The organism is Streptomyces sp. NPDC053673, from assembly GCF_055585225.1.
In genome coordinates this window covers 48,983-75,082 of the sequence record NZ_JBVJKN010000023.1, presented here as the reverse complement: position 1 = coordinate 75,082, position 26,100 = coordinate 48,983, and the positions used below count along the sequence as shown (strand labels likewise).

The following is a 26,100-nucleotide window of genomic DNA, read 5'->3' as shown; positions in this document are numbered from 1 at the left end:
ATCACTCGAGGCGTGGAGTGGAATCCTCTCGGCCGGAGCCATGGAATGATCACTTCCGCAAATCTGCTTCAACACGCCCTGGAGGTAACCCATGAAGCGCGCACTTGGACGGGTGGCACTCGTCGGCGCCATCGCGGCAGGCTTCATCGCCACGACGCACGGCAGCGCCTTCGCCCTGACCTACGAGTGCTGGAACACCAGCGACGCCACCGACCCGGGGGGCAGGTCCTGTTCGATACGTCATCAGAATGCCAGCGGCATGAACGTCGACTACGCCTACTTCAACGCGTATGACGAGACGCTGACCCTCTCCGACTACGAGGCCAATGGCGAAGGCGTGGTCGCGTACGTCGAGGGCAACCGTTTCCCGCTCACGAGTGGGGCCAACACCAGCTACACCTGGGACCTCAACTACGCAGAGGGAACCAACATCACGTTCAAGTCCTGCCAGACCGACAACGGCGCGGAATACGACTGCAAGACCGTCTACGCCATCGCGTAGTCCCGGTGCGGTCGTCCGGGGGCCTCGCGGTAAGCGAAGCCCCCGGTGGTCGTCCGCGTCGGCTCCCCAGCAACGCCTCGATCGCCGCCGCGACTTCCGGGGCCTCGGCGAGTCAGCAACACATCGACGCGCGTCGCATCAGATCGCGGGGAACTGCCGCCCCACGCCGATGGTTCCCGCAACGGCGCCCCAGATGGCGTTCTGCGCGGTGTCCAGCGTTACCTTGGGGTCCGTCAGCATCAGACGGATCCCGAATCCGTCGCACAGCGCGAGCAGCAGGGTGCTCGTCGCATCGACGTCGCACTGGGCGAATTCACCGGAGTCGACGCCCCTCCGCAGGGCATTGCCGACCCACTCGTGCAGTTGCTCGTACAGGTCGACGGCGAAGTGTCGCGCCGTGTCGTCGCGCAGCGCGCGCACCCAGAGTTCCTGCCACAGCCGCCAGTCCTGCCGGAGCTCCGGGTCCGTGGGGAGCAGGGCCCGCAGGATGCGGGCCAGGATCACCGCGGCGGACACCGAATCGGCGTCCCGTTCGAGGTCCGTGCCGGTCTGCGCGAAGGAGTACGTCATCGCCTCGGCGAACAGCTTCTCGCGGGTCTCGAAGTGGTAGTGCAGCAGAGCGGTGGACACGCCCGCGTGCTCCGCGACCATCCGCATGCGGATTCTCTCGAAGCCGACCTCGGCGATCACCTCGCACGCGGCGGAGAGGATCCGCTCACGCGTCTCGCGTGTGCGTTCGGCCTTGGTCACGTGGGTGCTCCCTGGTCTGGTAGGTGCCGACACCGTCCGTGGGACGTCACGTCCCGCACTGTTCCATCTTCGCGTATCTCCGTCGGCTCCGGGCCACGGTCCGCTCGGACGCCGGAAGCCCAGCCCCGGTACGCTGCGGCGGCTCATCGGTGGGTGTGAAAGCCCCGGCCCGACTTCCGGCCGAGCAGGCCCGCATCAACCATGCGTGCCAGAAGTGGTGGCGGGGCGTACAACGGCTCTCGGAACTCCTCGTACATCGACTCCGCGATGGCCTGGACCGTGTCCAGCCCGATGAGATCCGTGAGCGCGAGCGGGCCGAGCGGATGGGCACAGCCGAGGACCATGCCTCTGTCGACGTCCTCCACCGACGCCACGCCGGTCTCGACCATCCGGACCGCTGCCAGCAGATACGGCACCAGCAGCGCGTTCACGACGAACCCGGCCCGGTCCCGGGCGCGGACGACCTGCTTGCCGAGCGTCTCCGACGCGAACGCCTCTGCCCGCGCCGTGGTGGCTTCACCTGTCAGCAGGGACGGCACCAGTTCGACCAGGGGAAGGACCGGTACGGGGTTGAAGAAGTGCAGTCCCACCACCTGCTCAGGTCGCGAGGTGGCCGCCGCCAGGCGAATGACCGGGATGGACGACGTATTGGTCGCGAGGATCGCATCGCGGCCCGCCACGGTTTTGTCGAGCCGCTCGAAGACCTCCAGCTTCGCCCACTCGTGTTCGGCCACGGCCTCCACCACCAGATCACGGTCGGCCATGCCGTCGATGTCCGAGGTCAGCGTGATCCGCCCCAGTGCGGCGTCCCGTTCCTCGGAGGTCAACTTCCCTGCGGCCGCCGCACGGTCCAGCGAGGCCACGATGCGGCGCCGGCCCGCCACCGCGGCGCTCTCGCCGGCCTCGACCACCACCACGTCCAGACCTGCCCGGGCACACACCTCGGCGACGCCTGACCCCATCAGGCCGCAGCCCACGACCCCGATCCGCTCGACAGCCGTCATCGGTACTCCGTACGTTGCTCGGCGGCCCGGGCGTGCGGGCCGGTCGTGGCTGATGAGTGCGTGCCGGCCGAGGCTCACAGGGGGTGAGCCGTCCGGCTGTCCGTGGCCGCCCGGCAGAGGCGGTCCGGGTCCGGGTCCGGGCGACGTACACCCGAACCCGGGACGTGGCGGCTCCCCCTAGGTCCGGTCGGAGGGCATCTGCAGGACGTCCGTGCCGCGCTTGATGAGTTCGTTGGCGATGATCAGGCGCTGGATCTCGGAGGTGCCTTCCCAGATGCGGTCGACGCGCAGCTCTCGGTAGAGGCGTTCGACGGGGTAGGAGCGGTCGTAGCCGCGGCCGCCGAAGATCTGCACGCACCGGTCGATGACCCGCCCGGACGCCTCGCTCGCGGACAACTTGGCGATGGCCGCCTTGGCATGGAGGGTCTTGCGGTCGGACAGTCCCGCGTCCACCTCCCAGGCGACCTGGTGGGTGTAGGCGCGGTTGACGGCGATGTCGACGGCGCAGTCGGCGAGCATGCCCTGGACGAGCTGGAAGTCGGCGATGGGTGAGCCGAACTGGCGGCGCTCGACGGCCCAGTCGCGGGCCAGTTCCAGCGCTCGCTCGGCGGCTCCGACCGTGCGCGCCGCGATCATCAGACGCTCCTCGGTGAACCAGGAGCGCGTGATGTCGTAGCCGTTCCCGATACCGCCGAGCACCGCGTCCTGCGGGACACGGACGTCCGTGAACGTGAATTCGGGGTGCTCGTAGACGAAGGTGTGCATGAAACGCGGCACCCGGGTCATCTCGATTCCCGGGGTGTCCTTGTCCACGAGGAACAGGGTCGGCGCGCGATCCTCACCGGCCGCGGCCAGCACGATCATGAAGTCGGCGTGGTCCCCGACCGTGACGAACCACTTCTCGCCGTTCAGCACCCACCCGTCCGCGGTGCGTGTCGCGGTCGTCCTGATGCTCTGCGGGTCGGACCCGGCCTCGGGCTCGGTGACCGCGTAGCAGTCGCGACGCCGGCCACGGATGACCGGGACGAGGTAGCGCTCGCGCTGCTCGGGGGTGCAGAAGCGCAGCGCGTTCGCCGGGCGCCAGACCATGTCCCACAGGGCGCCCGTCAGTCGCCCCAGCTCCTCCTGGACGACGGCCTGTTCCAGGATCGTCAGTCCGGCGCCACCCCAGTCCTTCGGCATGTTGACGGCCTGGAGTCCGCTGGCCAGCACGGCGTCGCGGATGTCCGCGTGGGCCTGCGGCGGCAGGCCGTTGTTCTCCTCGCAGTCGAGCTCGTACTTCATGATGAGCTCGGTGAGCCCACGGGCGGAGTCCTTGAGCTCCTCGTGACGGGCGGTGAGACGGAAGTCCATGTCAGTCCTTGGGTGTCGGGTGGCCGGGCGGGGGAGTGGTCAGAAGGTGGGCAGCGCGAGTGCCCGAGTGCCGCGCTTGATGAGTTCGTTGGCGATGATCAGGCGCTGGATCTCGGAGGTGCCTTCCCAGATGCGGTCGACGCGCAGCTCTCGGTAGAGGCGTTCGACGGGGTAGGAGCGGTCGTAGCCGCGGCCGCCGAAGATCTGCACGCACCGGTCGATGACCCGGCCCGCCGCCTCGCTCGCTGCGAGCTTGGCCGTCGACGCCTTCGCGTGCAGCGCCTTGCGGTCGGTGCCGGGCTGATCGGCCTCCCAGGCGACTTGGTGGGTGTAGGCGCGGTTGACGGCGATGTCGACGGCGCAGTCGGCGAGCATGCCCTGGACGAGCTGGAAGTCGGCGATGGGTGAGCCGAACTGGCGGCGCTCGACGGCCCAGTCGCGGGCCAGTTCCAGCGCTCGCTCGGCGGCTCCGACCGTGCGCGCCGCGATCATCAGACGCTCGTCGGTGAACCACTCCTTCGTCAGTTCGTAGCCGTCCCCGACATTCCCGAGCACGTCTTCGTCGGGAACGAACACATCGGTGAACGTGAACTCGGGATGCCCGTTGACCGCCGAGTGCATGAACCGCGGCACCCGGGTCATCTCCAGCCCCTGCGCCTGCTTGTCGACGAAGAAGAGGGTGGGCGCCCGCTCCGGGCCGGCGTCGGCCTGCACCAACAGGAAGTCGGCGATGTCGCCGCAGGTGACGAACCACTTCTCGCCGTTCAGCAGCCAGCCGCCGTCCGTGCGGGTCGCGGTGCTCGTACCGGAGGCGGGGTCCGAGCCCGCGCCCGGTTCCGTCACCGCGAAGGCGTCGAAGCGCTCGCCGCGGATGACGGGCAGCAGGTACTTCTCGCGCTGCGCCTCGTCGGCGTACGCCAGGACGTTGGCGGGACGCCACGGGATGTCCCAGAGGCAGTTGGTGACCTTCCCGAACTCCTCCTCGACGATGACCTGGTCGAGCAGCGACAGACCGGCCCCGCCCCATTCGGTGGGCATGTTGATGGCGTACACACCGGCGTCGATGGCGGCTCGGGTCAGCTCGCACACGGTGTCGGCGGGCAGTGGGCCGCCGGCCTCTTCGGACTGGTTCTCGTACTCCATGAGGAGCCTGGTGTACGTGGCGGCCCGGCCCTTGAGGGCGGACTGCTCGGGTGTGTAGCGGAAGTCCATGGTGTGCTCCGGGCCTTTCGGTCGGGACGGGCGTGGGAGGTGGTACGAGGCAGGGTGCGGCGCGGTGATGGGACGGGGGCGGGCTGTCAGGCCGGTACGGCGCGGGAATCCAGGGCGAGCACGCCGTCCGGGCGGACCAGAAGTGGATTGACCTCGAGTTCGGCGATCTCCGGATGGGCCGCGGCGACGGTGGTGATCCGCTCGATGACGTCCGCGGCGGCGGCCACATCCACGGCGGGCCGTCCGCGGACACCTGACAGCAGTGCGGCCGTCCGCAGGCCTCGCAGCAGCTCCGCGGCACGCGCGGCCGGGAGGGGCGCCAGGGCGAAGGCGACGTCGTGCAGTGCCTCGGTCAGTACGCCACCGAGACCGACCATGGCGACCGGACCGAACCTCGGGTCGCGGTTGACGCCGACGATCAGCTCGATGCCGTCGCTGAGATCCGCCATCGCCTCGACCGAGTACGACGGCGCGCCGAGCCTGCTGTGCATCTCCCGGTACGCGGCCAGCAGTGCCTGCCGGTCGGCGAGCCGCAGGGCGACCCCGCCCGCGTCGGACTTGTGCAGGAGATGCAGGGCCTTGAGAACGTAGGGTCCGGTGAACGCGTCGGCCGCGGCGAGGAGTTCGGACTCGGAGGTGATCTCGCGGGCCTGCGGGAACGGCACGCCGGCGGCAGCCAGGAGGCCCCGTATCCCGTGGTGCCCTGCGTCGCGCAGCGGCGCGGCGGCCGGAGGCAGCGGGGGGACCCCCGGCGCCCCGTCCGCGCCTGTCACTGCCATCGCGGCCAGGGCGCGGGCGGCGTCCTCGGTCGCCGAGAACACCGGGATGCCAGCCCCGGCCAGGGTGCGGCAGCTCGGCGACTGCGGATACATCGACTGCACGACCAGCGGCTTCGGCGTGGTCCGCCAGTGGGCGACGATCTCCCGCGCGGCCTCGGCCTCGCCCTCGGCGAGGGTGGCTCCACCGCCCCCGAGACCGCTGCCGGAGGCCGCGTAGCCCCCGAAGTAGCCCGTCATCAGTACGGCGTCGACCTCGTCCGTCGCGAGCAGTCCGCCGACCGTGTCCGCGTACGACCGTGGACTCTGCTCGCCCATCCCGGCCAGGTCCACCGGGTTGGCGACCGCGGACTGCTCCCACAGGACCGCCCGCAGCCGGTCCTGTGCCCCGGCGCCGAGTTCGGGTACGTCGAGACCGGCGGCCTCCGCCGCGTCGGCGGCGATCACACCGTGCCCGCCGCCGTCCGTGAAGACGGCGGTACGCCGTCCCCGGGCACGTGCCCCCGCGCTCCGTGCGGCGAGTACGACGGCCATCTCGCGCTGCGTGGCCACCAGTGCCACACCGGCGTCCCGGCAGGCGGCGGCCACCACATCCGCGGACGTGGTGAGCGCGCCGGTGTGGGACTGGGCGCTGCGGGCGGAGGCGGTGCCGCGGCCCCCGGCCAGCAGGACGACAGGCTTGCCCGCCGCGGCGGCGGCCCGGGCGAACGCACGGCCGTCGCCGAAGTCCTCGGCGTACACGGCGATCGCCGAAGTGGACTCGTGCCGTGCGCAGTCCTCGACGAGGTCGACGAGGGTGACGTCGGCCTGGTTGCCGAGCGAGACGAACCGGGAGAAGCCCAGGCCGTGCGGCGCCATGCGGAGCTGGAGTTCGAGAGCCAGATTGCCGCTCTGGCTCAGCAGCGCGACACCGCCGTCCGTGAAGGTGTCCGAGGCGAGGTACAGCTCGGTCGTGTTGTCGGCGATACCGAGGCAGTTGGGGCCGACCAGCACCGCGCCCGCCTCCCGCACCCGCGCTACGACCGCCCGCTGGCGGGCGAGCCCGGCCGTGCCGGCCTCGGCGAAGCCGGCGGTGATAGCGACGATGGCGCGGGCTCCGCAGGCCAGGGCGTCGTCGACGGCGGTTTCGAACCCGGCGCCGGGCACGGAGATCACCACCAGTTCGACGGGCTCCCCGATCTCGCCGAGACTCGTTGCCGCACGGCGGCCGAGGACCGTGCCGCCGCGGCGGTTGACCAGGTGCACGGGCCGCCGTTCGGGCGCGCGCAACGCCTGGGCGGCCACCGCGTGACCGTACTTGGCCGGATCGTCGCTGGCGCCGACGACGGCGACGGACTTGGGGCTGAACAGCGCCGTCAGGTCACGTCCCATGTCACTTCTCCAGCCGGAGTGCGGAGTTGGGGCAGCTCTCGGCGCAGGCGCGCGCGGCCTCCTCCTCGCCGGGCGGCACGTCGACGGCGAGCACCGCCGCATAGCCCCATTCGTCGAGTTCGACCAGATCGGGGGCGTGCTCCTGGCAGAGCCCGTAGCCCTGGCAGCGAGTGGAGTCGAGAAAGAGTTTCATGGGGGTCCTTATCAGCGAGGGCACGCGCGGGGAGCCGAGAGGGTGGGGGAGGCAGGGGGGTCGTCGGCGACACGCGGCACGTGCACCACGAGCCGGTGACCGCCGGTCGGGGGTGCGGCGGTGCAGGCCGGGCACGCCGCCTCGACATGACCGCGCACGAGTCCGCGGAACGCGTCGAGAAGGCTGCCCGCCGTACGCGCGGCGGCGTCGAGAAGCCCGCACGCGCCGCGTCCGGGCAGCCCGGACGACCAGCGCTCCAGCCGTTCGGCGGTGTCGGCGGCCGCGGTGCCGGTGGTCAGCCGCCGCAGCGAATCCCGTATGGCGGCCGTACCCGAGACGCACACGCCGCACTGGCGGGCGCTCTCGGCCGCGAGATGGTCCACGGCGTCGGAGGCGACGGCGACGGGGCACTCGCCCGGCCGGAGGAAGCGGATCGCACCGCAGCCCAGCGCCGTGCCCGCCCCGGCCATTGCGCCGTGGTCGAGCGGGAGGTCCAGCGAGCCCGGTCCGATCAGCCCGCCGAACAATCCGCCCATGAGCGCTGCGGTCGCGTCGTCGCTGCCCTGTGCTGCGGCGAGCCGGCGCAGGGTGGTGCCGTAGGGGGCCTCCGTGAGCAGTGCCGTGCCGGTGTCGGAGGACAGGCTGAGCAGTGTGCCGTGGGCGATGTCGTGGCGCCGCTGCGGGTAAGCGGCGATGAGAGCGATCCGGGCGAGCGTCTCGACGTTGGAGACCAGGGTCGGCCGGTCGGCCACGCCGCGCTCGAACGGGCGCGGCGGCTTGGCGGACGGCAGGGCGGGCCCGCCGTTGATGCGCCGTACGGCAGCGGTCTCCTCGCCCGCCACATAGGTGTGACCGGTTTCGATCACCTCGACCGGCAGCGGCGCGGGACGCTCGGCCAGGGCACGGCGGACGCGTGCGGCCGCGTAGGGGTCGGACAGATAGACGTAGCCCTGTGAGGCCCCGGTGATCGCGGCGGCGAGGGCGAGTCCGTCCAGTACGAGGTGCGGCCTGGCCCGCAGCAGCCAGCGGTCCTTGACCGACCCCGGCTCGCCCTCCTCGCCGTTCGCCACGACGACAGGCACGCCGCCCGCGTCCCGGACGGCCGCCAGTTTCACGGCGGCCGGGAATCCCGCACCGCCGCGGCCGAGCAGCCCGGCGTCGGCAATCCGTTCCAGCAGTTCTGCCGGCCCGGCCGTCTCCTGGTAACCGCCTGCTTCGAGGTACGCCTCGGCGCTCTCCGCGACGTCGGGCGCCGGGCCGAGCACGGTGCCGGGTCCGCCGGGCACGAGGGACCGGATGCGGGTGGTGGCCACAGCCGTCGCCGCACCCCCGATCACGTTCGCGTCCGCACGCCGGCTCGCCACCGGCTCTCGGGTGGCGCCGGCCCCGTGGCCCGCGCGGGCTCCGGCTGTCCGGGCCGCTCCCCGCCGTCCGGCTGTGCCGGCCTCCGTTTCCCCGACGGGCTGGGCTCCCGGCCCCGGGTCCGAGGTCATCCCCGGCCTCCTTCCGCCGCAGGTGCCGACTCCTGGTCGCCCGTACGCCCGGCCGTGCCGGCGCGCAGGGCCCGTAGCGCCGTCTCCAGCGCTTTGCGGTCGGGCGCTGTCCGTTCGTAGCCGGGACCGGGCAGGCCGATGAGCATCCGGTGGTGGTCCAGGACGACCTCGCCCGCAACCAGCGCGGCACCGCGGTCTCCTGGCGCGGAGCCTTCGGCGACCGCGGTGACCAGGTCGGTGACCTCGGCGAGATAGCGCAGCCAGCTGCGTTCGCTGCCGTGCAGGATCAGCCGCTCCACCCGCCGCCGCTCGGCGGCGGCGGCCGGCTCGGGCCGCGTCGCGGCTGCGTCCCGCGCACGGGTGCGCAGGGCGGCGACGGCTGGCGGCAGCTCCCGTTCCGGTTCGGGTGTCAGCCCGAGCCAGACGAGACTCCGACGACCGCTCATGCGTGCCTCCGGTGAGAGGGGTGGGGATCCGTCAGGGCGCGACCGGACCGGTTGGGGAGCCGAGGTGCCTGGGGGAGCCGAGGGTGTGGTGCACACCGGGTCCGTGGCCTGGGCAGGGACGGGGCGCCATGAGACGGGGGATTCAGCGGTACGGGACCGGACGGCGGGCCGGCCGGGAAGCCGACGGCATCCGGTTCACGAGAAAGGTCCGCAATCGCCGGGGAGCGGCGATGAGGACTACGCTAACTAATCAATTAGTCAGGCTGCAAGTCTTGACAGTGCGGAAACCCGTCAGCAATCTGACTGACCAATTAGTCAGGCGGTCCTGCATTCGCCGGGCCCCGCCGACCGCCCCTGGGCCGCCTCACTACCGATCGCCGCCTGCGCGGCATGGAGGAACCAGCCGATGCAGCCCGAAACCGAAGCACCCACGGCGCCCTCGGCGCCACTGAAGCGGGAGCGCCCCGCAGGCCTCACCGGCTCCGCTGATGCCGACCGGCGCAGCACCGGTCAACACGGAGCGGGCCTGGAGGCCCCGAGCCGGGCACTGTCCGCCCACCACTACACCGACCCGGACACGGCAACCTCGGAGACCCGGCACATCTTCGCCAGGTCCTGGCAGCTCGTCTGCCACGAATCCGACCTCCCCGGGCCGGGCGCCCGGCTCGCCGCCACGGTCGCCGGCCGCGAGGTGCTGGTCGTCCGCACCGAGGACGGCGCCCTCGCCGCCCACCTCAACATCTGCCGGCACCGTGGCACCCGGCTGGTCACCGGGCCGGAGCCGTCCGGCAAGGCCATCCGGTGCCCTTACCACGGCTGGACGTACAAACTCGACGGGCGCCTGGTCGGGGCCCCCGAGGCGCGGCAGATCCCGTGCCTGGACAAGCCGAAGCTGGGACTGTTCTCCGTCCGCGTGGAGTCGTTCCTCGGCTTCGTGTTCGTCAACCTCGACCAGGACGCCGTACCCCTCGGCGAGCAGTGTGCCGGGCTGGCCGAGGCAGTCGGTAACTACGCCGGGGCCGATCTGGTGCCCATCGGCCGCAGTCGTATCCATGACCTGGACGCCGCGGAGGTGCAGCACGCCAATTGGAAGGTCGCCGTCGACAACTACCTCGAGGGCTATCACGTACCCGTCGCCCATCCGGGCCTGATGCGCCTGCTCGACTATCAGGCCTACACCAGCGAGATCCATGAGGCCTACACGCTGTTCGCCTCACCTCTGCGTGACAAACCGTCCTCGAACTGGGCCGAGCGCCTCTACCAGCGCATCGCCGCACCCATGCCCGGCCTGACCGAGGCCGATCGGCGGGTCTGGCGGTACGCCGTGATCTATCCGAACACACTCATCGACTTCTACCCCGACCATGTGCTTGCCTGGACCGCGATCCCGACGGCGGTGGACCGCGTGGCCGTACCCGGAGCGTTCTACACGCGCCGTGGCACCGGGCTGCGCACCAAGCTCGCCCGGCGGCTGAACATCCACATCGGCTGGATCACCAACGACGAGGACGCCGAACTGGTGGCCCGTGTGCAGAAGGGACTCTCCACCCCGGGCTTCGAGCCCGGACCCCTGTCCCGCCGCGAAGCCGCGGTCGGCTGGTTCGCCGACCGCATCCGTGCCGACCTCGACGGCGCGGCGCCCTGAGCCTGACCCCCACCGGCCGCACGAGCGGCACCGAGCCGAATCCGCCCTACGGCCGGCGTGGAGCATGAACCGCCAAGGCCACCCCCTGACGAGCACGCAGGCGGTCCCCCCGAACCGGCCCGCGGCTCCCTGGCCCCCCCACGTGCACACATGCCAGGACCACCCCGCCCGCACCAGGTGTCCGTTGCCCGCACGGACCCTACGGAGAGGACCACGGATGTCCCCCGACGCATTTCCCCCGTCCCGCCGCTCCTTCCTGCGCACCGGCTCCGCCGCGGTCGCCGGTCTCGGCCTGACCGCCGCCGGCTGCGGATTCTCCTCGTCCGGCCCTGCCGCCGAGAAGGCCGACGAGAAGCCCATCGACGTCAAGGTCGACGGTGACCTCGTCTACTTCAACTGGGCCGACTTCGTCGACCCGGCCGTCTTCGAGGGATTCGAGAAGGAGTACGGAGTCAAGGTCATCCAGTCGAACTTCGACTCGATGGAAGGCATGGCCGCCAAGCTCAACGCCGGCAATCGCTACGACATCATCTTCCCCACCGCGAAATGGGCCCAGCGGCTGGCGCAGGGAAACCGGCTGCGCCCCATCGACCACCACCGGCTGAAGAACGCCGACGCCGTCTTCAGCCACTACGACTACTTCGCCGACCCCTGGTACGACCCCGGTGCCCGGCACACCGTCCCCTTCACCATGTACAAGACAGGGATCGGCTGGCGGAAGGACAAGATCGGCAGCGACCTGTCCGGCTCCTGGGACGATCTGTGGAACGCCCGGGCCAAGAGCAAGGTGTTCCTCCTCGACGACCGGGACGAAGTCCTGGGCATGGCAGCGCTCAAGCTCGGACTCGACGTCTCCACGAGCGCCGAGGGTGAGCTGGGCCGCATCACCGACTCCCTGCGCTCCCTGCGGCCCCATCTGCGCGGCTTCTCGAGCGACAGCTACAACAACCTGCTCACCGGCAACGCGGCCATGACCCAGGCCTGGAGCGGCGACATGGCCGCCATGCTCAACCAGGCGAAAGACCCCTCGATCTTCGGCTTCGAAGTGGCGAAGGAAGGGGCCCCGGTCAACTCGGACTGCTATGCCATCCCCTCCGACGCCCGCCACCCCGGCACAGCGATGCTCTTCATCGACTACATGCTCCGCCCGGAGAACGTGAAGAAGAACATCGAGTACATCGGCTATCCGATGCCCGTCGCCGGCACCGAGGACACCTACGCCGCGCTCGTGGAGCCGTTCCCCGAGTGCCAGGTCTCCAGCGCCGACCTCAAGGACGAGCTCTACTTCCGCAACGTCACCCCGAAGGGCGAACAGGCCCGCGACACCGCCTGGACCCGCGTGAAGGCCGGCTGACGACATGCAACGACGCACAGATCACGCCCTGACCCGGCCCCGCAGACGACCGTCCGCGGGCGGCAACCGGCTGTGGACCTGGCTCATGGTCCCGGGCACCCTCTGGATGTCCGCTTTCCTGATCGCCTCCCTCGTCCTGGTGTCCGCACTGGCGCTCGGCACCACCGACCCCCTGGGCAATCCGCAATTCGGACTCAACTTCGAGAACATCACGGCACTGGCCGAACCCGCCTACCGGGCGGTGCTGCTGCGCTCCCTCGGCTACGCACTGATCACCTGCGTCATCTGCCTGGCCGTGGCCTACCCCGTCGCCTACGCCATCGCCCTGCACGGCGGACGCTTCAAGAACTTCCTGATCGCCGCCATCGTCGTCCCGTTCTTCGCGAACTACCTGGTCCGGATGTACGGCTGGTCCGTCGTCCTGTCCGACGACGGCCCCCTGCTGAAGGCCCTGCGCGCCATCGGGCTCGCCGACAGCGGCACGAAGATTCTGCAGTCCGGCGTGGGTGTCATCGCCGGACTGGTCTACGGCTTCGTCGTGTTCATGATCATCCCGCTGTACGCGGCCCTGGAGCGCATGGACGTCTCGCTGATCGAGGCGGGCCGCGACCTCTACGGAGGTCCCCTGCGGACCTTCTTCTTCGTCACCCTGCCGGCCACCCGGCAGGGAGCGGCAGCCGGCTGCGTCCTCGTCTTCCTGCCCGCGATGGGCGATTTCGTGAGTGCCCAGCTGATGGGAGGCCCCGACCAGATCATGATCGGCAACCTGATCCAGGACAAGTTCTTCCAGGGCCAGAACTGGCCGCTCGGCTCGGCACTCACCATGCTCATGATGGCGGTCCTGTTCCTCGGGATGGTCGGCTACCTCCGCCGGGCCCGCAAGGACGAAGCGGTGATGACGCGATGACTCTCCGCCCGGCGCTCAAACCGCAGCGCCGCCCCGCCCTGCGTGCGGTCCGCGCCATGGACACGCGCGTGGGAAACAGCCCGGCCACCGGCGCGTCCCGCCTCCGCAGGCGCCGCCGTGGCACCGACCGCAAGCCCCGCTTCGCCTTCGCCGTCACGGCCGCGTTCTTCGCGCTCCTCTACCTGCCCATCGGCGTCGTCGTCCTCTTCTCCTTCAACTCCCAGAAGTCCCTCACCGTCTTCAAGGACTTCAGCCTCCGCTGGTACTCGGCCTTCCTCAAGGACGACGTCCTGCTCGACTCACTCGGCATGAGCCTTCGGGTGTCCCTGGTCGCCATGGCCGGTTCGCTGGTCCTCGGTGTGGCCCTGGCACTCGGCCTGGTCCGCTGTCGCAGCCGGCTGGGCTCCCTGGCCGGCCTGATCATGCTCGTCCCCCTGATCACCCCCGAGATCGTCACAGGGGTCGCGGCCATGCTGCTCTTCAAGGGCATGGGCATCACGCTGTCCACCGGCACCGTCATGCTCGCGGAGATCACCTTCTCCATCTCCTATGTGACGGTCATCCTCCGGTCCCGGATCGCGGCCCTCAACCCCGAGGTCGAAGAAGCCGCGATGGACCTCGGAGCCAGCCGCTGGCAGGCGCTGCGCCTGGTCACCCTGCCCGCGCTGCTCCCCAGCATCCTCGCCTCCGCCGTACTCGTCTTCGCCCTCGTCTTCGACGACTTCGTCCTCGCCTACTTCACCACCGGCGTCGATCCGCAGCCGTTGTCCGTCCGCATCTACTCCGCGATCCGGTTCGGCGTACAGCCCACGATCAACGCCGTCGGCACCCTGATGCTCGCCGGATCCATCGGCCTCATCGCCCTCGCTCTGTTCATCCCGCGCCTGTTCGGCCGTCGCGGCGGCCTCGACCTCCTCTCCGGGAAGTGACACCCGTGACCACGACGACCACCTCGGCCGCCATCGCGGCGACGCACACCGAACCCGCGGTCCGGCTCGACGCGATCAGCAAGAGCTATGGCGACTCCTTCGCCGTCCGCGACCTCACCCTGGACATCGCGCCGGGTGAATTCTTCTCGCTCCTCGGCCCCTCCGGCTGCGGGAAGACCACCTCACTGCGCATGATCGGCGGATTCACCGACCCCACCGACGGCACCATCCTGCTGGGCGGCGAAGACGTCACCGCCCTGCCTCCCAACAAGCGCAACGTCAACACCGTCTTCCAGAGCTACGCCCTCTTCGACCACCTGTCGGTCGCCGACAACGTGGCCTTCGGACTCAAGCGCGCAGGCGTCGGGCGCGCCGAGATCCGCGAACGCGTCGCCACCATGCTCGAACGCTGCCGGCTCGACGGATTCGCCGACCGCAAGCCCCGCACCCTCTCCGGCGGCCAGCGCCAGCGTGTCGCCCTGGCCCGCGCCCTCGTCAACCGCCCCCAGGTGCTGCTCCTCGACGAGCCGCTCGCCGCGCTCGACCTCAAGCTCCGCCGCCACATGCAGGTCGAACTCAAGCAGATCCAGCGAGAGATCGGCATCACGTTCGTCTTCGTCACCCACGACCAGGACGAGGCGCTCACCATGTCGGACCGCATCGCGGTGATGAACGAGGGCCGCGTCGAGCAGTGCGGCACCCCCGAGGACGTGTACGAGCACCCGGCCAACCGGTTCGTCGCCTCCTTCATGGGCATCTCCAACCTCGTACCCGGCACCTACCGCTCCGGCCAGGTCACCCTCGACGACGGGCCCTCCCTTCCCGTGGGCACCCGCGCGGGTGTCACCGACGGCACCCGCGTCAGCCTCTCCATCCGTCCCGAGAAGATCTGGCTCACCGACATCGAACCGGGCATGGCCCGGGCCGAAGGCGTCGTCCGGGAAACCGTCTACTCCGGCGCCACCACGACCTACCTCATCGAACTCGCCCCCGGAATCGTCCTGTCCGTCCTGGAGCAGAACACCGCCCGCTCACGCATGGAGGACCGCTGGAGCGGCGGCGAGCGCGTCGAGTTCGGCTGGAAGCCCGAACACTGTCTGGTCCTGGACTGAACCGTCCCGAGCCTCCCAGCCGACCCACCGAAGGGAGAACACCCCCGATGAACCGCGACGTCATCGTGCTCGGCGCCGGACTCGCCGGACTCGCCGCCGCACGGGACCTGGCGGCCGGCGGAGCCGACGTACTCGTCCTGGAGGCCCGTGACCGGGTCGGCGGACGCGTCGAGCAGACCACTCTGCCCGACGGCCGGCTCGTACAACTCGGCGGAGAAGTCGTCGGCCGCGCCCACACGGCCTACCTCGCCCTCGCCGAAGAACTCGGACTCACGCTCGTACCCAGCTACGTCGCCGAACCCGGCGCCATGGCCCGCGCCACACCCGAAGGGATCTCCGCCGGGGACCCGCCGCACTGGTTCGGCCCCGGGGACGACGCCTGCCACCGCCGGCTCACCAGCACCTTCACGGCACTCGCCCACAGCGTCGCCCCCGACGACCCCTGGGCGCATCCCGACGCCGACGCCCTCGACACCCTGTCCGTCGCCGGCTGGCTGCGCTCCGAAGGCGCGAGCCCCGCCGTGGTGCGCCTGTGGGAGATCGGCCAACTCGCCCTGGCAAGCGGCTCGTACGAACGAACCTCGCTCCTGTCCGCCCTGCGCAAGCACGCCGCGGTGCCCGGCGGGGACGAGAGCGAGCACTACGACTACGAGGACTGGGAAGGACTGCGGATCGCCGAAGGCTCGGCGACCGTCGCCCTGCGCATGGCCGACGCGCTGGCGGGCCGGATACGCCTGGGCGCCCCCGTCGAGGCCATCGCCGTACGGCCTGCCGGCTGCACCGTACGCCTCGCCGGAGGGGAGACGCTCACCGCCGGCGCCATCGTCAGCGCGCTCCCCGTCGGCCCCCTGCGGCGTCTCACGGTCACCGGAGTCTCCGACGCCCGGCTCGCTTCCCTGCACCGCCAGCGGCAGGCCCTGGCCGCCAAGTTCGTCGCCGCCTACGACAAGCCGTTCTGGCGCGATTCGGACCTGAACGGACTGTCCGAGTGCGAAGGCGTCGTCGGCAGCACCTGGCCGCAGAACCGGGGAATCCTCTCCGCCCTCGTCCCGCCCGAGCGGTACGGCGTACTGCTCGGCATGCCCGAGGCGCTGCGGGAGCACGAACTGCTCTTCGACATCGCCCGGCTCTACGGCGAGGAGGCTCACTATCCACTGAGCACGTACGTGCGGATGTGGGGCACCGACCCCTGGACCCGGGGCTACGTCACCCAGTGGGTACCCGGCGACGTCATGGCCGTCGGCCCCCTGCACGGAACCCACGAACCGCCCTTCTACGTCTGCGGATCCGACCAATGGGTGGCCGGCTACATGGAAGGCGCGGTACGCACCGGCCGCGCCGCGGCGAAAGAGGCACTCACCCGTGACTGAGAAAAGCAATGTGGTCCTCAACCACATCGGGGGAGTGGACGTGCCCGCCGCGTCGGGCCGCACCACGGATCTCGTCGACCCGACGACCGGCCTGACGCACGGCACCGCCCCGCTCTCCGGCCGGGCCGACACCGACGCCGCCTGCGCGGCCGCGGCCGACGCCTACGAGCGGTGGTCCACGACCACGCCGGCCGAACGCCAACGTGCACTGCTGCGCATCGCCGACGCCATGGAGACACACGCGGAGCACCTGGTCGACGCCGAGACCGGCGACACGGGCAAACCCACTGGCCTGTTCCGGGCCGACGAACTGCCCGCGGTCACCGACACACTGCGCTACTTCGCGGGAGCGGCACGGAACCTGCCGGGCGCCGCAGCAAGCGAATACACCGAGGGACGCACCTCGCTCCTCCGGCGGGAACCGATCGGCGTCTGTGCCCAGATCACCCCCTGGAACTACCCCCTGATGATGGCCGCGTGGAAGATCGGCCCGGCGATCGCCGCCGGGAACACCACCGTGGTCAAACCCGCCGACACGACCCCCTCGTCGACGGCCCTGCTCGCCCGGATCGCCGCAGAACACCTGCCGCCCGGGGTCCTCAACGTGGTGTGCGGCGACCGCGACACCGGACGCGCCCTCGTCGCCCACCCGGCAACCCGGCTGATCGCCGTCACCGGCAGCGTCCGCGCCGGGCAGCAGATCGCCGCCGCAGCAGCCATGGACCTCAAGCGCGTCCATCTGGAGCTCGGCGGCAACGCACCGGTCATCATCCACGACGACGTCGACATCGCGTCGACCGCTGCGCAACTGGCCGCGGTCGCCTACTACAACGCGGGCCAGGACTGCACGGCTCCCGCGCGTCTGCTCGTGCAGAGCGGCATCCACGACGCGTTCGTGGAGTCGTTCACCGCCCACGCGTCGGCCCTCATCCCCGGCACCGACTTCGGCCCCATCAACAACGCCACCCAGTTCGTCTCGGTCCAAGGCCTGCTGGGCCGGCTGCCCCGTCACGCGAAGATCGTCACAGGCGGTTCCGGGCGACCGGGGCCCGGCTACTACCACGAGGCCACCGTCGTCACCGGAGTCCGCCGGAGCGACGAGATCGTCCAGGAGGAGATCTTCGGCCCCGTCGTCACCGTCCAGTCCTTCACCGACGAGGCCGAGGCCCTGGGGCTCGCCAACGACGTGCGGTACGGGCTTGCGGCAAGCGTGTGGACGACGGATCACGAACGTGCGATGCGGGCGACACGGGCACTGCACACCGGGATCGTGTGGGTGAACACCCACGGCACCACCGTGGCCGAGATGCCGCACGGCGGAGTCAAGCACTCCGGCTACGGCAGCGATCTGTCGCTCGTCGGCTTGTTGGACTACACGCAGGTCAAGCATGTGATGCTGTAGCCCGATGTCCAATGCTGGTACGGCAGGCGGCACGATCCTGTGCGGCACGCGAGGACAGTTCCAGCGGGCGACGAAGCGGCCCGGCCGATTGTCAGTGGCCGTCCCTAGAGTGCTCCGTATGGGAACAACGCCACTGGAAGAATTACTGCGCCAGAACCCGGACGACCCCGCCGCCTGGCGTGCTTACAGCGACGTGCTGCTGGAGCAGAACGACGCCCGGGGCAGGCTGATCGAGCTGGAGCTGCAACGCGCGCGCGAGGTGCGGGACGACGAACGCCAGGCGCTGCAGAGCGAGATCGACCAGCTGACGAAGGAGCATCAGGAGAGCTGGGACGCCGAACTGCCGCAGGGCGTGAAGGCTGCGGCGCGCTTGTACGGCTTTGCCACCAAGGTGGCCGTCGCCTGGTCGCCGGAGGCTCCCGCGCGCATAGCTGAGGCCCTCCAGGGCCGCTTCGTGACAGCGCTGCGGATCCGGCCGGGTACCGCTGCCGAGGAGGCTGACGACGAGTACTGGAGCGACGAGCCCGACTTCGACGAGGACAACATGCCGCTCCCGCCGCCGCCCCACGAGGTCGGTGCCCTCGCGGACCTCGATCTCGGCGGGATCCGCGAGCTGGACCTCTCGTACTTCCGCATCGGCGATCCCGGCGCCGAGAGCCTCGCCGCCGCTGCCTCGGCCGGGCGAGTCGAGACGCTCGACCTGCGCTACTGCGGCATCGGCAACGAAGGCGCGGCAGCCCTGGCCACCTTCGGGAACTTCGGCAACGTCCGGCGGCTGCACTTCCAGTACAACCGGCTCACCGGCGAGGGCGTGCGCGCGCTGGCACGTCTCGAGCGGCTCCAGGAGCTCGACCTCCGGCACAACCGGATCGGCGCGGACGGCGCACACGCCCTGATCGAGGCGCCGTTCGCCGGTTCCCTCAAGCGTCTCCTGCTCTACCGCCAGGACGTCTCCGACGCCGGTGCGAAGAAGCTGGCGTCCGCCCCTCAGCTCCCGACCGCCCTGCGCAGCTTTTGGAGGAGCGTGTGAGTAGCGAACTCCGCGACCGCTTCTTTGCCCTGTCGACCGGCTCGGCCTCCGAGGAGGAGGTGGCCCGCTACCGCGCCGAGGTCGACGCGACCGACACCGAGGCCGCCGCCGTGATCGACGGGCTGGCGGTCTCCTGGCACCCGACGACACGTTTCAAGGCGGTGCGTTTCGTCGACGCAGAGCGCATCGACGAGGTGGCGCGTGGGCTGTTCGCCCGGCCCAGCGAGGACGCGCCGCACCTGGCTGCCGTGTTCGTGGACCCGCGCGAGATGTCGTTCCGTACCTTCGAGAACATCGTGCCGCTGGACCGGCTCTTCGCGGACATGCCTCTGGAGCTGACGCTCGCCGAGCCCGTGGAGCTCACGAAGGACGCGTACGCGGCACAGCTGCAGCTGCCGGACGCCGGCCGCGCCCGCCTCAAGAGCCTGGACGAGCTGAACCTCTACATCCCGCCGCTCAACGCCGGCTCCCGTGGCGGCGAACGCTTCATCTTCCACTCGGCGCTGCTGGCCGATGCGCTCACCAAGGCAGTGTCCAAGGCCCTGCCCAAGGCGGTGCTCGACGGTTTCTCGCACGTCAACCCGGTGTTTCGCTGCAACCGCTTCGAGCCCGGCGACGCCAACTTCCACCTGCACCGGGACACGCCCTACTACGATGCCGCCCGCGGACACGTTTCCCGTTACACGGTGCTGCTCTACCTCACCGGCGGCTCGGGCGAGCCCGCACTCGACCTCACCGGGGGCACTGCCCTCACCGACATCGAGGCTTTCACCTGCGTCATCTTCGACCAGCGGTACGAACACGAGGGCGCGCCCTACCGCGACGGCCGCAAGGTGTTCCTGCGCACCGAACTCATCTTCCACCAAGCCGAGTCCACGATTGCACACGACCCGGGGATCGGAGCGCTGTTCAGCAAGGCCTGCTACCTGACCGGTGAGAGCGTCTTCGCCCCGGAGCTCGCCGAGCACGCCGACACCTACTACAACCAGGTCGCCGCCGCGCACTGGAACGGCCTGTCCGCCGGTGGTGCCGCGAGCGAGCCGTTCGTCCACAAGCGGTTCCGCGGGGTGGACTTCGTCGCGAACGGCTACGACTTCTGGTTCGCCAAGGGCGAGGGGCTCTCGCTCACCGAGTGCGCGGCGATCACTCTGCTCGACTACTTCAACTGCAAGCTCGGCGAGACGGCATTCCGCGACGTATGCGAGCCGTCCGTGATCGAGGCCGAAGGAACGGACTGGATCCCCCACTTCCTCGCCGAGCAGCGCGGCGAGGGCAGCGAGCGCGCAGCGGACGTCGTCGCGGCCTTCGACAAGTCCCTGTTCTTCCCCGAGTCGGAGGAGACGAACAGCGCCTGCTGCCCGTTCCACTCCTGGGGTGAGTTCGACGCCACGCGCTTCGACGAGATCGTCGAGCTCAACGAGGCCGCACAGACCTTCGCCAAGGCGCACATCATGCCGGCGCCCATCCTCATGCTCGGTCAGGACGTGGTCCTCGACCCGGAGAAATTCGTGGTCCAGGGCAACCAGATCCACATTCTCAGCAATGAATCGCTCGCCCCGGTGAACTTCGCGGCCTGCTGGAACGCCGGTGGCACGCCCTCGAATTACATCGACGTGGCCGCCACCGTCGGGGCAGCACACTTCCTCGTCCCGCCGATAGTCTTCTCCGAGACGGACGACTGCTACCACCTGCAGTTCGACTTCTTCCGCAACACCTGGATGGTGAAGCACGAGCAGTTGCCGGTGCCCATCCCCAGGATCCGCGACGCCCACGAATTGGACTTCGACCCTGACGGCTGGGACACACGCGTTGAAGCGGCCGTGGCCTATCCCTGGATGGATGCGGTCGAAACCTTGGTGATCGAGATGCCCTCCGGGAAGCGTAAGGCTGCCCCCTGGTGGGCTGACGAAAGCCTCCTCGCCGATGAGCTCTTCAGCTACCTCGCGGACATCGCGGAGGATTACGAAGGATACGACGACGAGGACGAAGAGCTCGACGACGAAGAGCTCGACGACGAGGAGCTCGACGACGGCGAAGAGCTCGACCAGGCGGAAGGTGAGGGCGGCACCTGAGCACCACCGCAGGGTCGCGTGGGGCGTGGGGCGAGGCAGTGGGGTTTACTCAGAGCCTGTTGCCGACAACCCCCGCCTGCGCCCCGACGCCCGGCGAAAAGCTCGAATGTGTCCTTCGCGCCCCCGCCCGCGGCAAGGGCGGGCGGGGGCGTGAAGGGCGGCAGGAATCAGGACTGCGTCTCGGCGCTGCAGACCCAGTCGCCGTAGCGGACGCCGTCCTTCGAGCGGACGATGCAGACCCGGACCGGGTCGTTCTCGTTCAGATCGTAGTCGCAGAACGAGTAGCCGTCGGTCGTGTCGCTCTTGGTGGTCGTGTCGTAGCAGCCGGTCCGGTGATCCACCCAGCTCCACGCGTCGATGTTGACCTTCTGCCAGCGCTGGATCTTGGCCTGCACGGAGTAGCCGTCCGCGGACAGGTCCTTCACCCACAGCTCGTCGCCGTAGGTCTTGAAGGTCGCCGTGCCCCAGGTCCGGGAGATGGTCACATTGCTTCCGCTTGCGGAGGCCGAGCCCGCCATGCCCCCGACGATGATGACGCTCGCCGCGAGAGCCATACCGGCCTTTGCTACCGTGCTGCGCTTCATCAAACGTTCCCCCTGCAGGTGTCGGATCGTTACGAGTGCTAGATCAAAGCGTCGTCCCGGATCACCTGTCAACTACTTTGTGGACATAATGTGTTGAGGTGTGCACATGGCGGCTGCGGGCCTGCGCGAGGCCTACGGCCGGGGCATCGCCCTGGTCGGTCACGACATGATCCGCCGCCAGATCCTGTGCGAGCGCGATGTGTTCGGCGGCAACGTGCAGTTACGTCCGCCCCGGACGGCACCCCGTTGTGGGTCTCCGAAGTCGAGCCCGGTTCAACCCCCTGGCTGGCCCGTTCTTCCTAGGTCCTGGCGGACGAGCCGGCTAACGCGCCACGCGGTAGCGGAGGTAGACGACTCTCGAGCTGAAGGTGCGGGTCTCGACGAGTTCGAGATCCACCCGGCGCTCGCGCTGGGGAAAGAACGGAATGCCACCGCCAACCAGCACCGGATAGACCATGGCCCGGTACTCGTCGATCAGACCCGACGCGGCCGCCTCGGCGGCGAGAGTCGCGCCGCCGATCGCGATGTCGCCTTCCCCGGGCTCGGCTCGCAACCGCTCGATCTCCTCCGCCAGGCCGCCGGAGGCCAGGCGGGCATTGCCCTGCACCGCCGACAGCGTGGTCGAGAACACCACCTTCGGGAGCGGCTTCCATAGCGCTGCCCACTCGAGCATGGAATCGTCAAGCGATGGATCCTGGTCGGCGGTCTCCCAGTACAGCATCGTCTCGTACAGCCGTCGTCCCAACAGGTGGACGCCGACCTCTCGAATCTCGTCGATCCAGAAGCGAAAGACATCCTCGTCGGGCGCCGTCCAGTCGAAGTCGCCGTCCGGCCCGACGATGTAGCCGTCAAGTGAGACGCTCATCGAATAGGTCACGCTGCGCATCAGAAGTCCTCCTCGGCAACGGGTTCGACAGTACGACCGCCGGACGCCGTAGGACTCATCGCGACTCGCGGGATCCCCTGGGCCGAGTCACCTCACGAGATCATTTCGTTGAGACAACCTCAGTGGCTCCCTGTGGGTAGGGTCCGGGCTGCCCGAGGTGCCGGCCCTGCCTCGCTCGCATCATTTTGCCGGCCTCATGGGTCCGGCGCGCCGTGCCTCGATTATGTGTTCGATGGCCGGTGGTGACAGGATGCGAGCATGGCGATGGAACGTGATGTCTCCTCGGGGCTCGGCGCCGGTGGTCCTGAGCCTTGGTCGGGCGACGCTGGGATCCCCGGTGACCTGTCGGTGGCGAAGGAGTTGGTGTACGGCCCGAGTGGGTTCGCCTGTTCCCGACCGGTGCCTGAACCGGAGGGTGCCGAGTACGGGGCATGCGAGTTCACGCTGGATGGCTTGTCGGTGAGGTTCCGCGTGGCCAAGACGACCCCGACGAAGGTCGGCCAGTTCGTCACGGTGTGGAAGCGGTCCGCGAGCGGGCCGATCCAGCCGTTCGACGCTGAAGATCCCGTTGATCTGTTCGTCATCAGCACTCGCGAAGGCCGGCAGTTCGGTCAGTTCGTGTTTCCGCGGGATGTGCTGAGTGAACGGGACATCGTTTCGCGGAACGGCTCCGGCGGGAAACGGGCATTCCGCGTCTACCCGCCGTGGGTGACGACCACCAACCGCCAAGCCCGCAACACGCAGACGTGGCAGTCGAACCACTTCCTGCGTCTGTCTGAGACCGAGCCCATCGACACTGCCCGGGCCCGCGCGCTCTATCACGCCTGTGGCCGCCGGTGACATCGCATTCCCAGTCAGCAACCCCACCGTTCTGCTGCCGTACGAGGGCGCGGGACACAGCGTCTGCGGCCGCAGTGACTGCACACGCGACGCCGTGGACGACTACGGTCAGCGGCCGCAGCCCGGTTGAGCGAAACTCTCTCGGCCGTCGGGGGCTGGCGTCGTGCCAGGTCCCGCGGACGGCTGGGAGCCGGACGAGGACTGGCTCAGGGGCCGCCCTCACAGCCCTGCCAGTCCGCGATTGGCCTGGATGCACCGCTGGGCCCACCGGGCACGCCGGCGATTGACGAGCAGATCGCCGAGGCAGGCGATCACCAGCAGAGCCGCGCAGCCGACGACGGCCCATGCCTCTCGCTCCTGGACCAGGATCAGGATTCCCGCCAGTATCAGGGCGGCGGCCGCGCCGAGCAGGGACCAGCTCACGTCGCGCCCGGGCCTGCCGACGTCGAGCAGTGCGCTCAGGCGTTCCGCACGCTGCACGGCGAGGGCCGACAAGCGGGGCTCGGCCACAGCACGGCCGCGCACCGTGGCACGGAAGAGTTCCCATCGGTCCCGCCACGCCAGCCCCGCAGCTGTTCCGAGCCACTCGTCCCATCGGCTCTCCACCCAGTACTGGGCCAGGCGCTGCCGGACGAAGAAGGCCACGACCAGGGCCGCCACCACGGCGAAGAGCACCTCCGGATATATCGACAGTGACCCCTTCCAGGCGGCTGTCATCGCTCCGGAAACGAGCACGAACGCGAAGAAGCGGAGCACGACCGCTCTGGACAGTGCAGACATGGGGTCTCCAGACATCGGTACGAGGCTGTGAGACCCAGGGTGTTCGGCCTGATCAGGAGGGGTAAGTCCCGAAAAATCGTTACTTGACAAGAGGGTGAACAGCGGCTGCCGTCCCGCTGTGGGTCAGGGAGTGTCGCCCTGCCAGTCCCAGCGGCGGGGATCGCCTGCGCGGGGGCCGTAGAGCGCACGACCTCCGGCGCCGAACGACCCGATCTCCGTACTGAGCGCGGCTCCTGCGCGCAGCTGCTCCTCGGACCAGCCGGTCACGTCGAGCAGGAGGCCGTCCAGCGGTCCTGCGACCAGCTCGCGGTAGAGGTGACCTGGCCGTGGCCCCGGGTCGGGGTCGTCGTGGTCGCTGCCGTAGACCCTTCCGCGCATCAGTTCGTCCATGCCGGCCAGCGTCGCATCCGGCACTGACATCGGCGCCGATGTCAGTGCCGGTGTGGCGGCACGGTCAGGGGCGACGCGCCGTCGCCGCCGGTGGCAGACCGGCCCGCCGCGGCAGCATCGTGACGCCGAGGATGAAAGCCAGCGTCAGGAAGATGCCCGCACCGACGAAACCGGCGACGGTGGCCGAGCCGGTGAAGACGCCCGCGTCATTCGCTGCGCGGTCATTGCTGGTCAGCGCGATCGCTCCGACTACCGCGAGGCCGAAGGCTCCGCCGGTCTGCCGCAGCATCTGGCGGAGCACGGAGGCGTCGGCTCTCGCCCCGTCGGGAACGGAGTTCATGATCTCGGCACTGAGCGCGGGGATGGGCATGCCCATCCCCAGGCCCGCGGCGACCATTCCGGGGATCTGCCAGGAAGGACTGTCCGACGCGAGGGCTGCCGTCCATGCGGCCACTCCGGCGGTGGCGCAGGCCAGCCCGAGCAGCGCCGGGACCCGGACCGAGCCGAAGTGGTCCCGCAGCCTGCCGGACAGGTAGGTCCCGACGGCCAGCGGGACGACCAGCGCGAGCAGTGCGGCGCCGGAGTCGAACACCGAGAGGTGCTCGACCTGTTGCAGGTGGACGGCGCCGTGCACCAGCAGGCTGAGCTGTGCCGCTTGCACCAGGAACGTCAGTGTCACGGCGACCGCGAAGGCCCGGATCCTCATGAGCCGCAGGTCAAGGACCGGTCGCCGGGACCCCAGGGTGATCCAGCCCGACAGGGCCAGCAGGAGGAGCCCCGTACCGATGAAGGTGAGCGTCCTTCCGTCCCGCAGCCCCCAGGCACCGCTTTGGAAGAGGCCGAAGACGAAGACCATCAGGGCGAGGACGATGAGCACGGGCTGAACAAAGGTGAGGTCGCCCTCCCGGGTGCGCCGCATCTGCAACCGAGTCTGTCTCAGTATCCAGAGGATCCCCGCGGATACCGGCACGTTGACCAGAAAGATGGAGCGCCATCCGAAGACATGGGTCAGCAGGGCGCCCACAACCGGGCCCAGTACCAGGAAGATCTGGGCGTACGCCGCGTAGGCGGCCAGGGCCCTTCCCCGCTCGTGTTCCGCGTGGGCCTCCGTGATGACGGCCGTGGCCACGGACAGCATCAGCGCAGCGCCCGCGCCCTTCACGGCCCTTGCCGCGAGCATGAACGGTTCCGCTGCCCCGCCCGGCGGAGTGAGACCGCAGCACGCGGACGCGACGGCGAAGAGCACGACCCCGCATTGGACGGTGCGGAGCGAACCGAACCGGCGGGCGATCATTCCGACGACGGCCGCCAGTGATGACAACGACAGGACGTAGACGAGCACCACGAGGTACATGGCTGCGGCATCGAGTCCCAGATCCCGCGCCATGGGAGTCAGGGCGACGGCGACGACGGTCTGGTCGAACAGGACCATTCCACCGGCGCATCCCATCGCCGCGAGCAGATATCGCTTGCGGGACCGAGCCTGGCACTCCATGGCGAGCGCATCCATCGTGCCCTCCTGAGCCACCGCCGACGGCCCCGGCACCTCCGGCGGGCGCCCACCCGTCAGGTCGCGGTTCACGCCGCGGGTCGGCGGGCTGATCAGCCTACGCCGGAGGCCTCCCCACAGCCGGTAGCCGGGAGCGGCACGTCATCCGCCCTGGAGCAGACAGGCCTTGCCCGTACGATGCCGCCCCTG

The 26,100-nt window shown here is 69.8% G+C and carries 24 protein-coding genes; 11 read left to right on the top strand and 13 right to left on the bottom strand.

Annotated features, from left to right (window positions below):
- Positions 1 to 91: 91 nt before the first annotated feature.
- The gene (locus ACZ6ZQ_RS27640) at positions 92 to 502 is read left to right on the top strand and encodes a hypothetical protein (protein WP_469771207.1); all 411 of its coding nucleotides are present in this window, start codon (positions 92 to 94) and stop codon (positions 500 to 502) included.
- A 138-nt stretch (positions 503 to 640) separates the two neighbouring features.
- On the opposite strand, the gene ACZ6ZQ_RS27635 is transcribed toward ACZ6ZQ_RS27640, so the two are convergent.
- The 8 genes from ACZ6ZQ_RS27635 to ACZ6ZQ_RS27600 all read right to left on the bottom strand — a co-directional run bounded on the left by ACZ6ZQ_RS27635 (position 641) and on the right by ACZ6ZQ_RS27600 (position 9,100).
- The gene (locus ACZ6ZQ_RS27635) at positions 641 to 1,252 is read right to left on the bottom strand and encodes a TetR/AcrR family transcriptional regulator (RefSeq protein ID WP_469771206.1); all 612 of its coding nucleotides are present in this window, start codon (positions 1,250 to 1,252) and stop codon (positions 641 to 643) included.
- A gap of 143 nt (positions 1,253 to 1,395) precedes the next feature.
- The gene (locus ACZ6ZQ_RS27630) at positions 1,396 to 2,256 is read right to left on the bottom strand and encodes a 3-hydroxybutyryl-CoA dehydrogenase (RefSeq protein WP_469771205.1); all 861 of its coding nucleotides are present in this window, start codon (positions 2,254 to 2,256) and stop codon (positions 1,396 to 1,398) included.
- Positions 2,257 to 2,433: 177 nt separating this feature from the next.
- Positions 2,434 to 3,609 (bottom strand): acyl-CoA dehydrogenase family protein, encoded by a 1,176-nt coding sequence (locus tag ACZ6ZQ_RS27625; RefSeq protein WP_469771204.1) that lies wholly within the window; start codon positions 3,607 to 3,609, stop codon positions 2,434 to 2,436.
- 39 nt (positions 3,610 to 3,648) lie between these two features.
- Positions 3,649 to 4,821, bottom strand: a complete 1,173-nt coding sequence (locus ACZ6ZQ_RS27620) for an acyl-CoA dehydrogenase family protein (RefSeq protein WP_469771203.1) — start codon at positions 4,819 to 4,821, stop codon at positions 3,649 to 3,651.
- 86 nt (positions 4,822 to 4,907) lie between these two features.
- Positions 4,908 to 6,968, bottom strand: coding sequence for an acetate--CoA ligase family protein (locus ACZ6ZQ_RS27615; protein ID WP_469771202.1), 2,061 nt, complete (start codon positions 6,966 to 6,968; stop codon positions 4,908 to 4,910).
- A 1-nt stretch (position 6,969) separates the two neighbouring features.
- The gene (locus ACZ6ZQ_RS27610; RefSeq protein ID WP_453668716.1) at positions 6,970 to 7,161 is read right to left on the bottom strand and encodes a ferredoxin; all 192 of its coding nucleotides are present in this window, start codon (positions 7,159 to 7,161) and stop codon (positions 6,970 to 6,972) included.
- An 11-nt stretch (positions 7,162 to 7,172) separates the two neighbouring features.
- Positions 7,173 to 8,654: an NADH-ubiquinone oxidoreductase-F iron-sulfur binding region domain-containing protein gene (locus ACZ6ZQ_RS27605; protein ID WP_469771201.1), complete on the bottom strand. Its 1,482-nt coding sequence runs from the start codon at positions 8,652 to 8,654 to the stop codon at positions 7,173 to 7,175.
- Positions 8,651 to 9,100 carry a hypothetical protein gene (locus tag ACZ6ZQ_RS27600; protein WP_469771200.1) on the bottom strand — a complete coding sequence of 150 codons (450 nt, stop codon included), beginning with the start codon at positions 9,098 to 9,100 and terminating at the stop codon, positions 8,651 to 8,653. The genes ACZ6ZQ_RS27605 and ACZ6ZQ_RS27600 overlap by 4 nt, the downstream gene beginning before the upstream one ends.
- Positions 9,101 to 9,506: 406 nt before the next feature.
- Between ACZ6ZQ_RS27600 and ACZ6ZQ_RS27595 the strand changes: the two genes are divergently transcribed.
- The 9 genes from ACZ6ZQ_RS27595 to ACZ6ZQ_RS27555 all read left to right on the top strand — a co-directional run bounded on the left by ACZ6ZQ_RS27595 (position 9,507) and on the right by ACZ6ZQ_RS27555 (position 20,921).
- Positions 9,507 to 10,745 (top strand): aromatic ring-hydroxylating oxygenase subunit alpha, encoded by a 1,239-nt coding sequence (locus ACZ6ZQ_RS27595; RefSeq protein WP_469771199.1) that lies wholly within the window; start codon positions 9,507 to 9,509, stop codon positions 10,743 to 10,745.
- 217 nt (positions 10,746 to 10,962) lie between these two features.
- Positions 10,963 to 12,099 carry a polyamine ABC transporter substrate-binding protein gene (locus ACZ6ZQ_RS27590; RefSeq protein WP_469771198.1) on the top strand — a complete coding sequence of 379 codons (1,137 nt, stop codon included), beginning with the start codon at positions 10,963 to 10,965 and terminating at the stop codon, positions 12,097 to 12,099.
- A 4-nt stretch (positions 12,100 to 12,103) separates the two neighbouring features.
- Positions 12,104 to 13,006: an ABC transporter permease gene (locus tag ACZ6ZQ_RS27585; protein ID WP_469771197.1), complete on the top strand. Its 903-nt coding sequence runs from the start codon at positions 12,104 to 12,106 to the stop codon at positions 13,004 to 13,006.
- The gene (locus tag ACZ6ZQ_RS27580) at positions 13,003 to 13,935 is read left to right on the top strand and encodes an ABC transporter permease (RefSeq protein ID WP_469771196.1); all 933 of its coding nucleotides are present in this window, start codon (positions 13,003 to 13,005) and stop codon (positions 13,933 to 13,935) included. The genes ACZ6ZQ_RS27585 and ACZ6ZQ_RS27580 overlap by 4 nt, the downstream gene beginning before the upstream one ends.
- A gap of 5 nt (positions 13,936 to 13,940) precedes the next feature.
- Complete coding sequence (locus ACZ6ZQ_RS27575; protein WP_469771195.1) at positions 13,941 to 15,047, top strand: ABC transporter ATP-binding protein; 1,107 nt, start codon at positions 13,941 to 13,943, stop codon at positions 15,045 to 15,047.
- Positions 15,048 to 15,094: 47 nt separating this feature from the next.
- Positions 15,095 to 16,417 (top strand): flavin monoamine oxidase family protein, encoded by a 1,323-nt coding sequence (locus tag ACZ6ZQ_RS27570; RefSeq protein ID WP_469771194.1) that lies wholly within the window; start codon positions 15,095 to 15,097, stop codon positions 16,415 to 16,417.
- Positions 16,410 to 17,819 (top strand): aldehyde dehydrogenase family protein, encoded by a 1,410-nt coding sequence (locus ACZ6ZQ_RS27565; RefSeq protein ID WP_469771193.1) that lies wholly within the window; start codon positions 16,410 to 16,412, stop codon positions 17,817 to 17,819. Before ACZ6ZQ_RS27570 ends, ACZ6ZQ_RS27565 begins: the two co-directional genes overlap by 8 nt.
- Before the next feature lie 118 nt (positions 17,820 to 17,937).
- Positions 17,938 to 18,849, top strand: coding sequence for a hypothetical protein (locus tag ACZ6ZQ_RS27560; RefSeq protein WP_469771192.1), 912 nt, complete (start codon positions 17,938 to 17,940; stop codon positions 18,847 to 18,849).
- Positions 18,846 to 20,921: a hypothetical protein gene (locus ACZ6ZQ_RS27555; protein WP_469771191.1), complete on the top strand. Its 2,076-nt coding sequence runs from the start codon at positions 18,846 to 18,848 to the stop codon at positions 20,919 to 20,921. The genes ACZ6ZQ_RS27560 and ACZ6ZQ_RS27555 overlap by 4 nt, the downstream gene beginning before the upstream one ends.
- 167 nt (positions 20,922 to 21,088) lie before the next feature.
- Here ACZ6ZQ_RS27555 and ACZ6ZQ_RS27550 read toward each other — a convergent pair whose 3' ends face one another.
- Entirely contained in the window at positions 21,089 to 21,505 is a 417-nt protein-coding gene (locus ACZ6ZQ_RS27550; RefSeq protein ID WP_469771190.1) for a hypothetical protein, read from the bottom strand.
- A 322-nt stretch (positions 21,506 to 21,827) separates the two neighbouring features.
- On the bottom strand, positions 21,828 to 22,391 hold the full coding sequence (locus tag ACZ6ZQ_RS27545) for a dihydrofolate reductase family protein (RefSeq protein WP_469771189.1): 564 nt from the start codon (positions 22,389 to 22,391) through the stop codon (positions 21,828 to 21,830).
- Between the two features lie 264 nt (positions 22,392 to 22,655).
- Between ACZ6ZQ_RS27545 and ACZ6ZQ_RS27540 the strand changes: the two genes are divergently transcribed.
- Complete coding sequence (locus ACZ6ZQ_RS27540; protein ID WP_469771254.1) at positions 22,656 to 23,231, top strand: MepB family protein; 576 nt, start codon at positions 22,656 to 22,658, stop codon at positions 23,229 to 23,231.
- Positions 23,232 to 23,450: 219 nt separating this feature from the next.
- Here ACZ6ZQ_RS27540 and ACZ6ZQ_RS27535 read toward each other — a convergent pair whose 3' ends face one another.
- The 3 genes from ACZ6ZQ_RS27535 to ACZ6ZQ_RS27525 form a co-directional block, all read right to left on the bottom strand.
- Positions 23,451 to 24,011, bottom strand: coding sequence for a hypothetical protein (locus ACZ6ZQ_RS27535; protein ID WP_469771188.1), 561 nt, complete (start codon positions 24,009 to 24,011; stop codon positions 23,451 to 23,453).
- A 123-nt stretch (positions 24,012 to 24,134) separates the two neighbouring features.
- On the bottom strand, positions 24,135 to 24,401 hold the full coding sequence (locus ACZ6ZQ_RS27530; RefSeq protein ID WP_469771253.1) for a hypothetical protein: 267 nt from the start codon (positions 24,399 to 24,401) through the stop codon (positions 24,135 to 24,137).
- Positions 24,402 to 24,465: 64 nt separating this feature from the next.
- A complete protein-coding gene (locus tag ACZ6ZQ_RS27525; protein WP_469771187.1) occupies positions 24,466 to 25,911 on the bottom strand; it encodes an MFS transporter in 1,446 nt (481 codons plus the stop codon).
- Between the last annotated feature and the right edge of the window lie 189 nt (positions 25,912 to 26,100).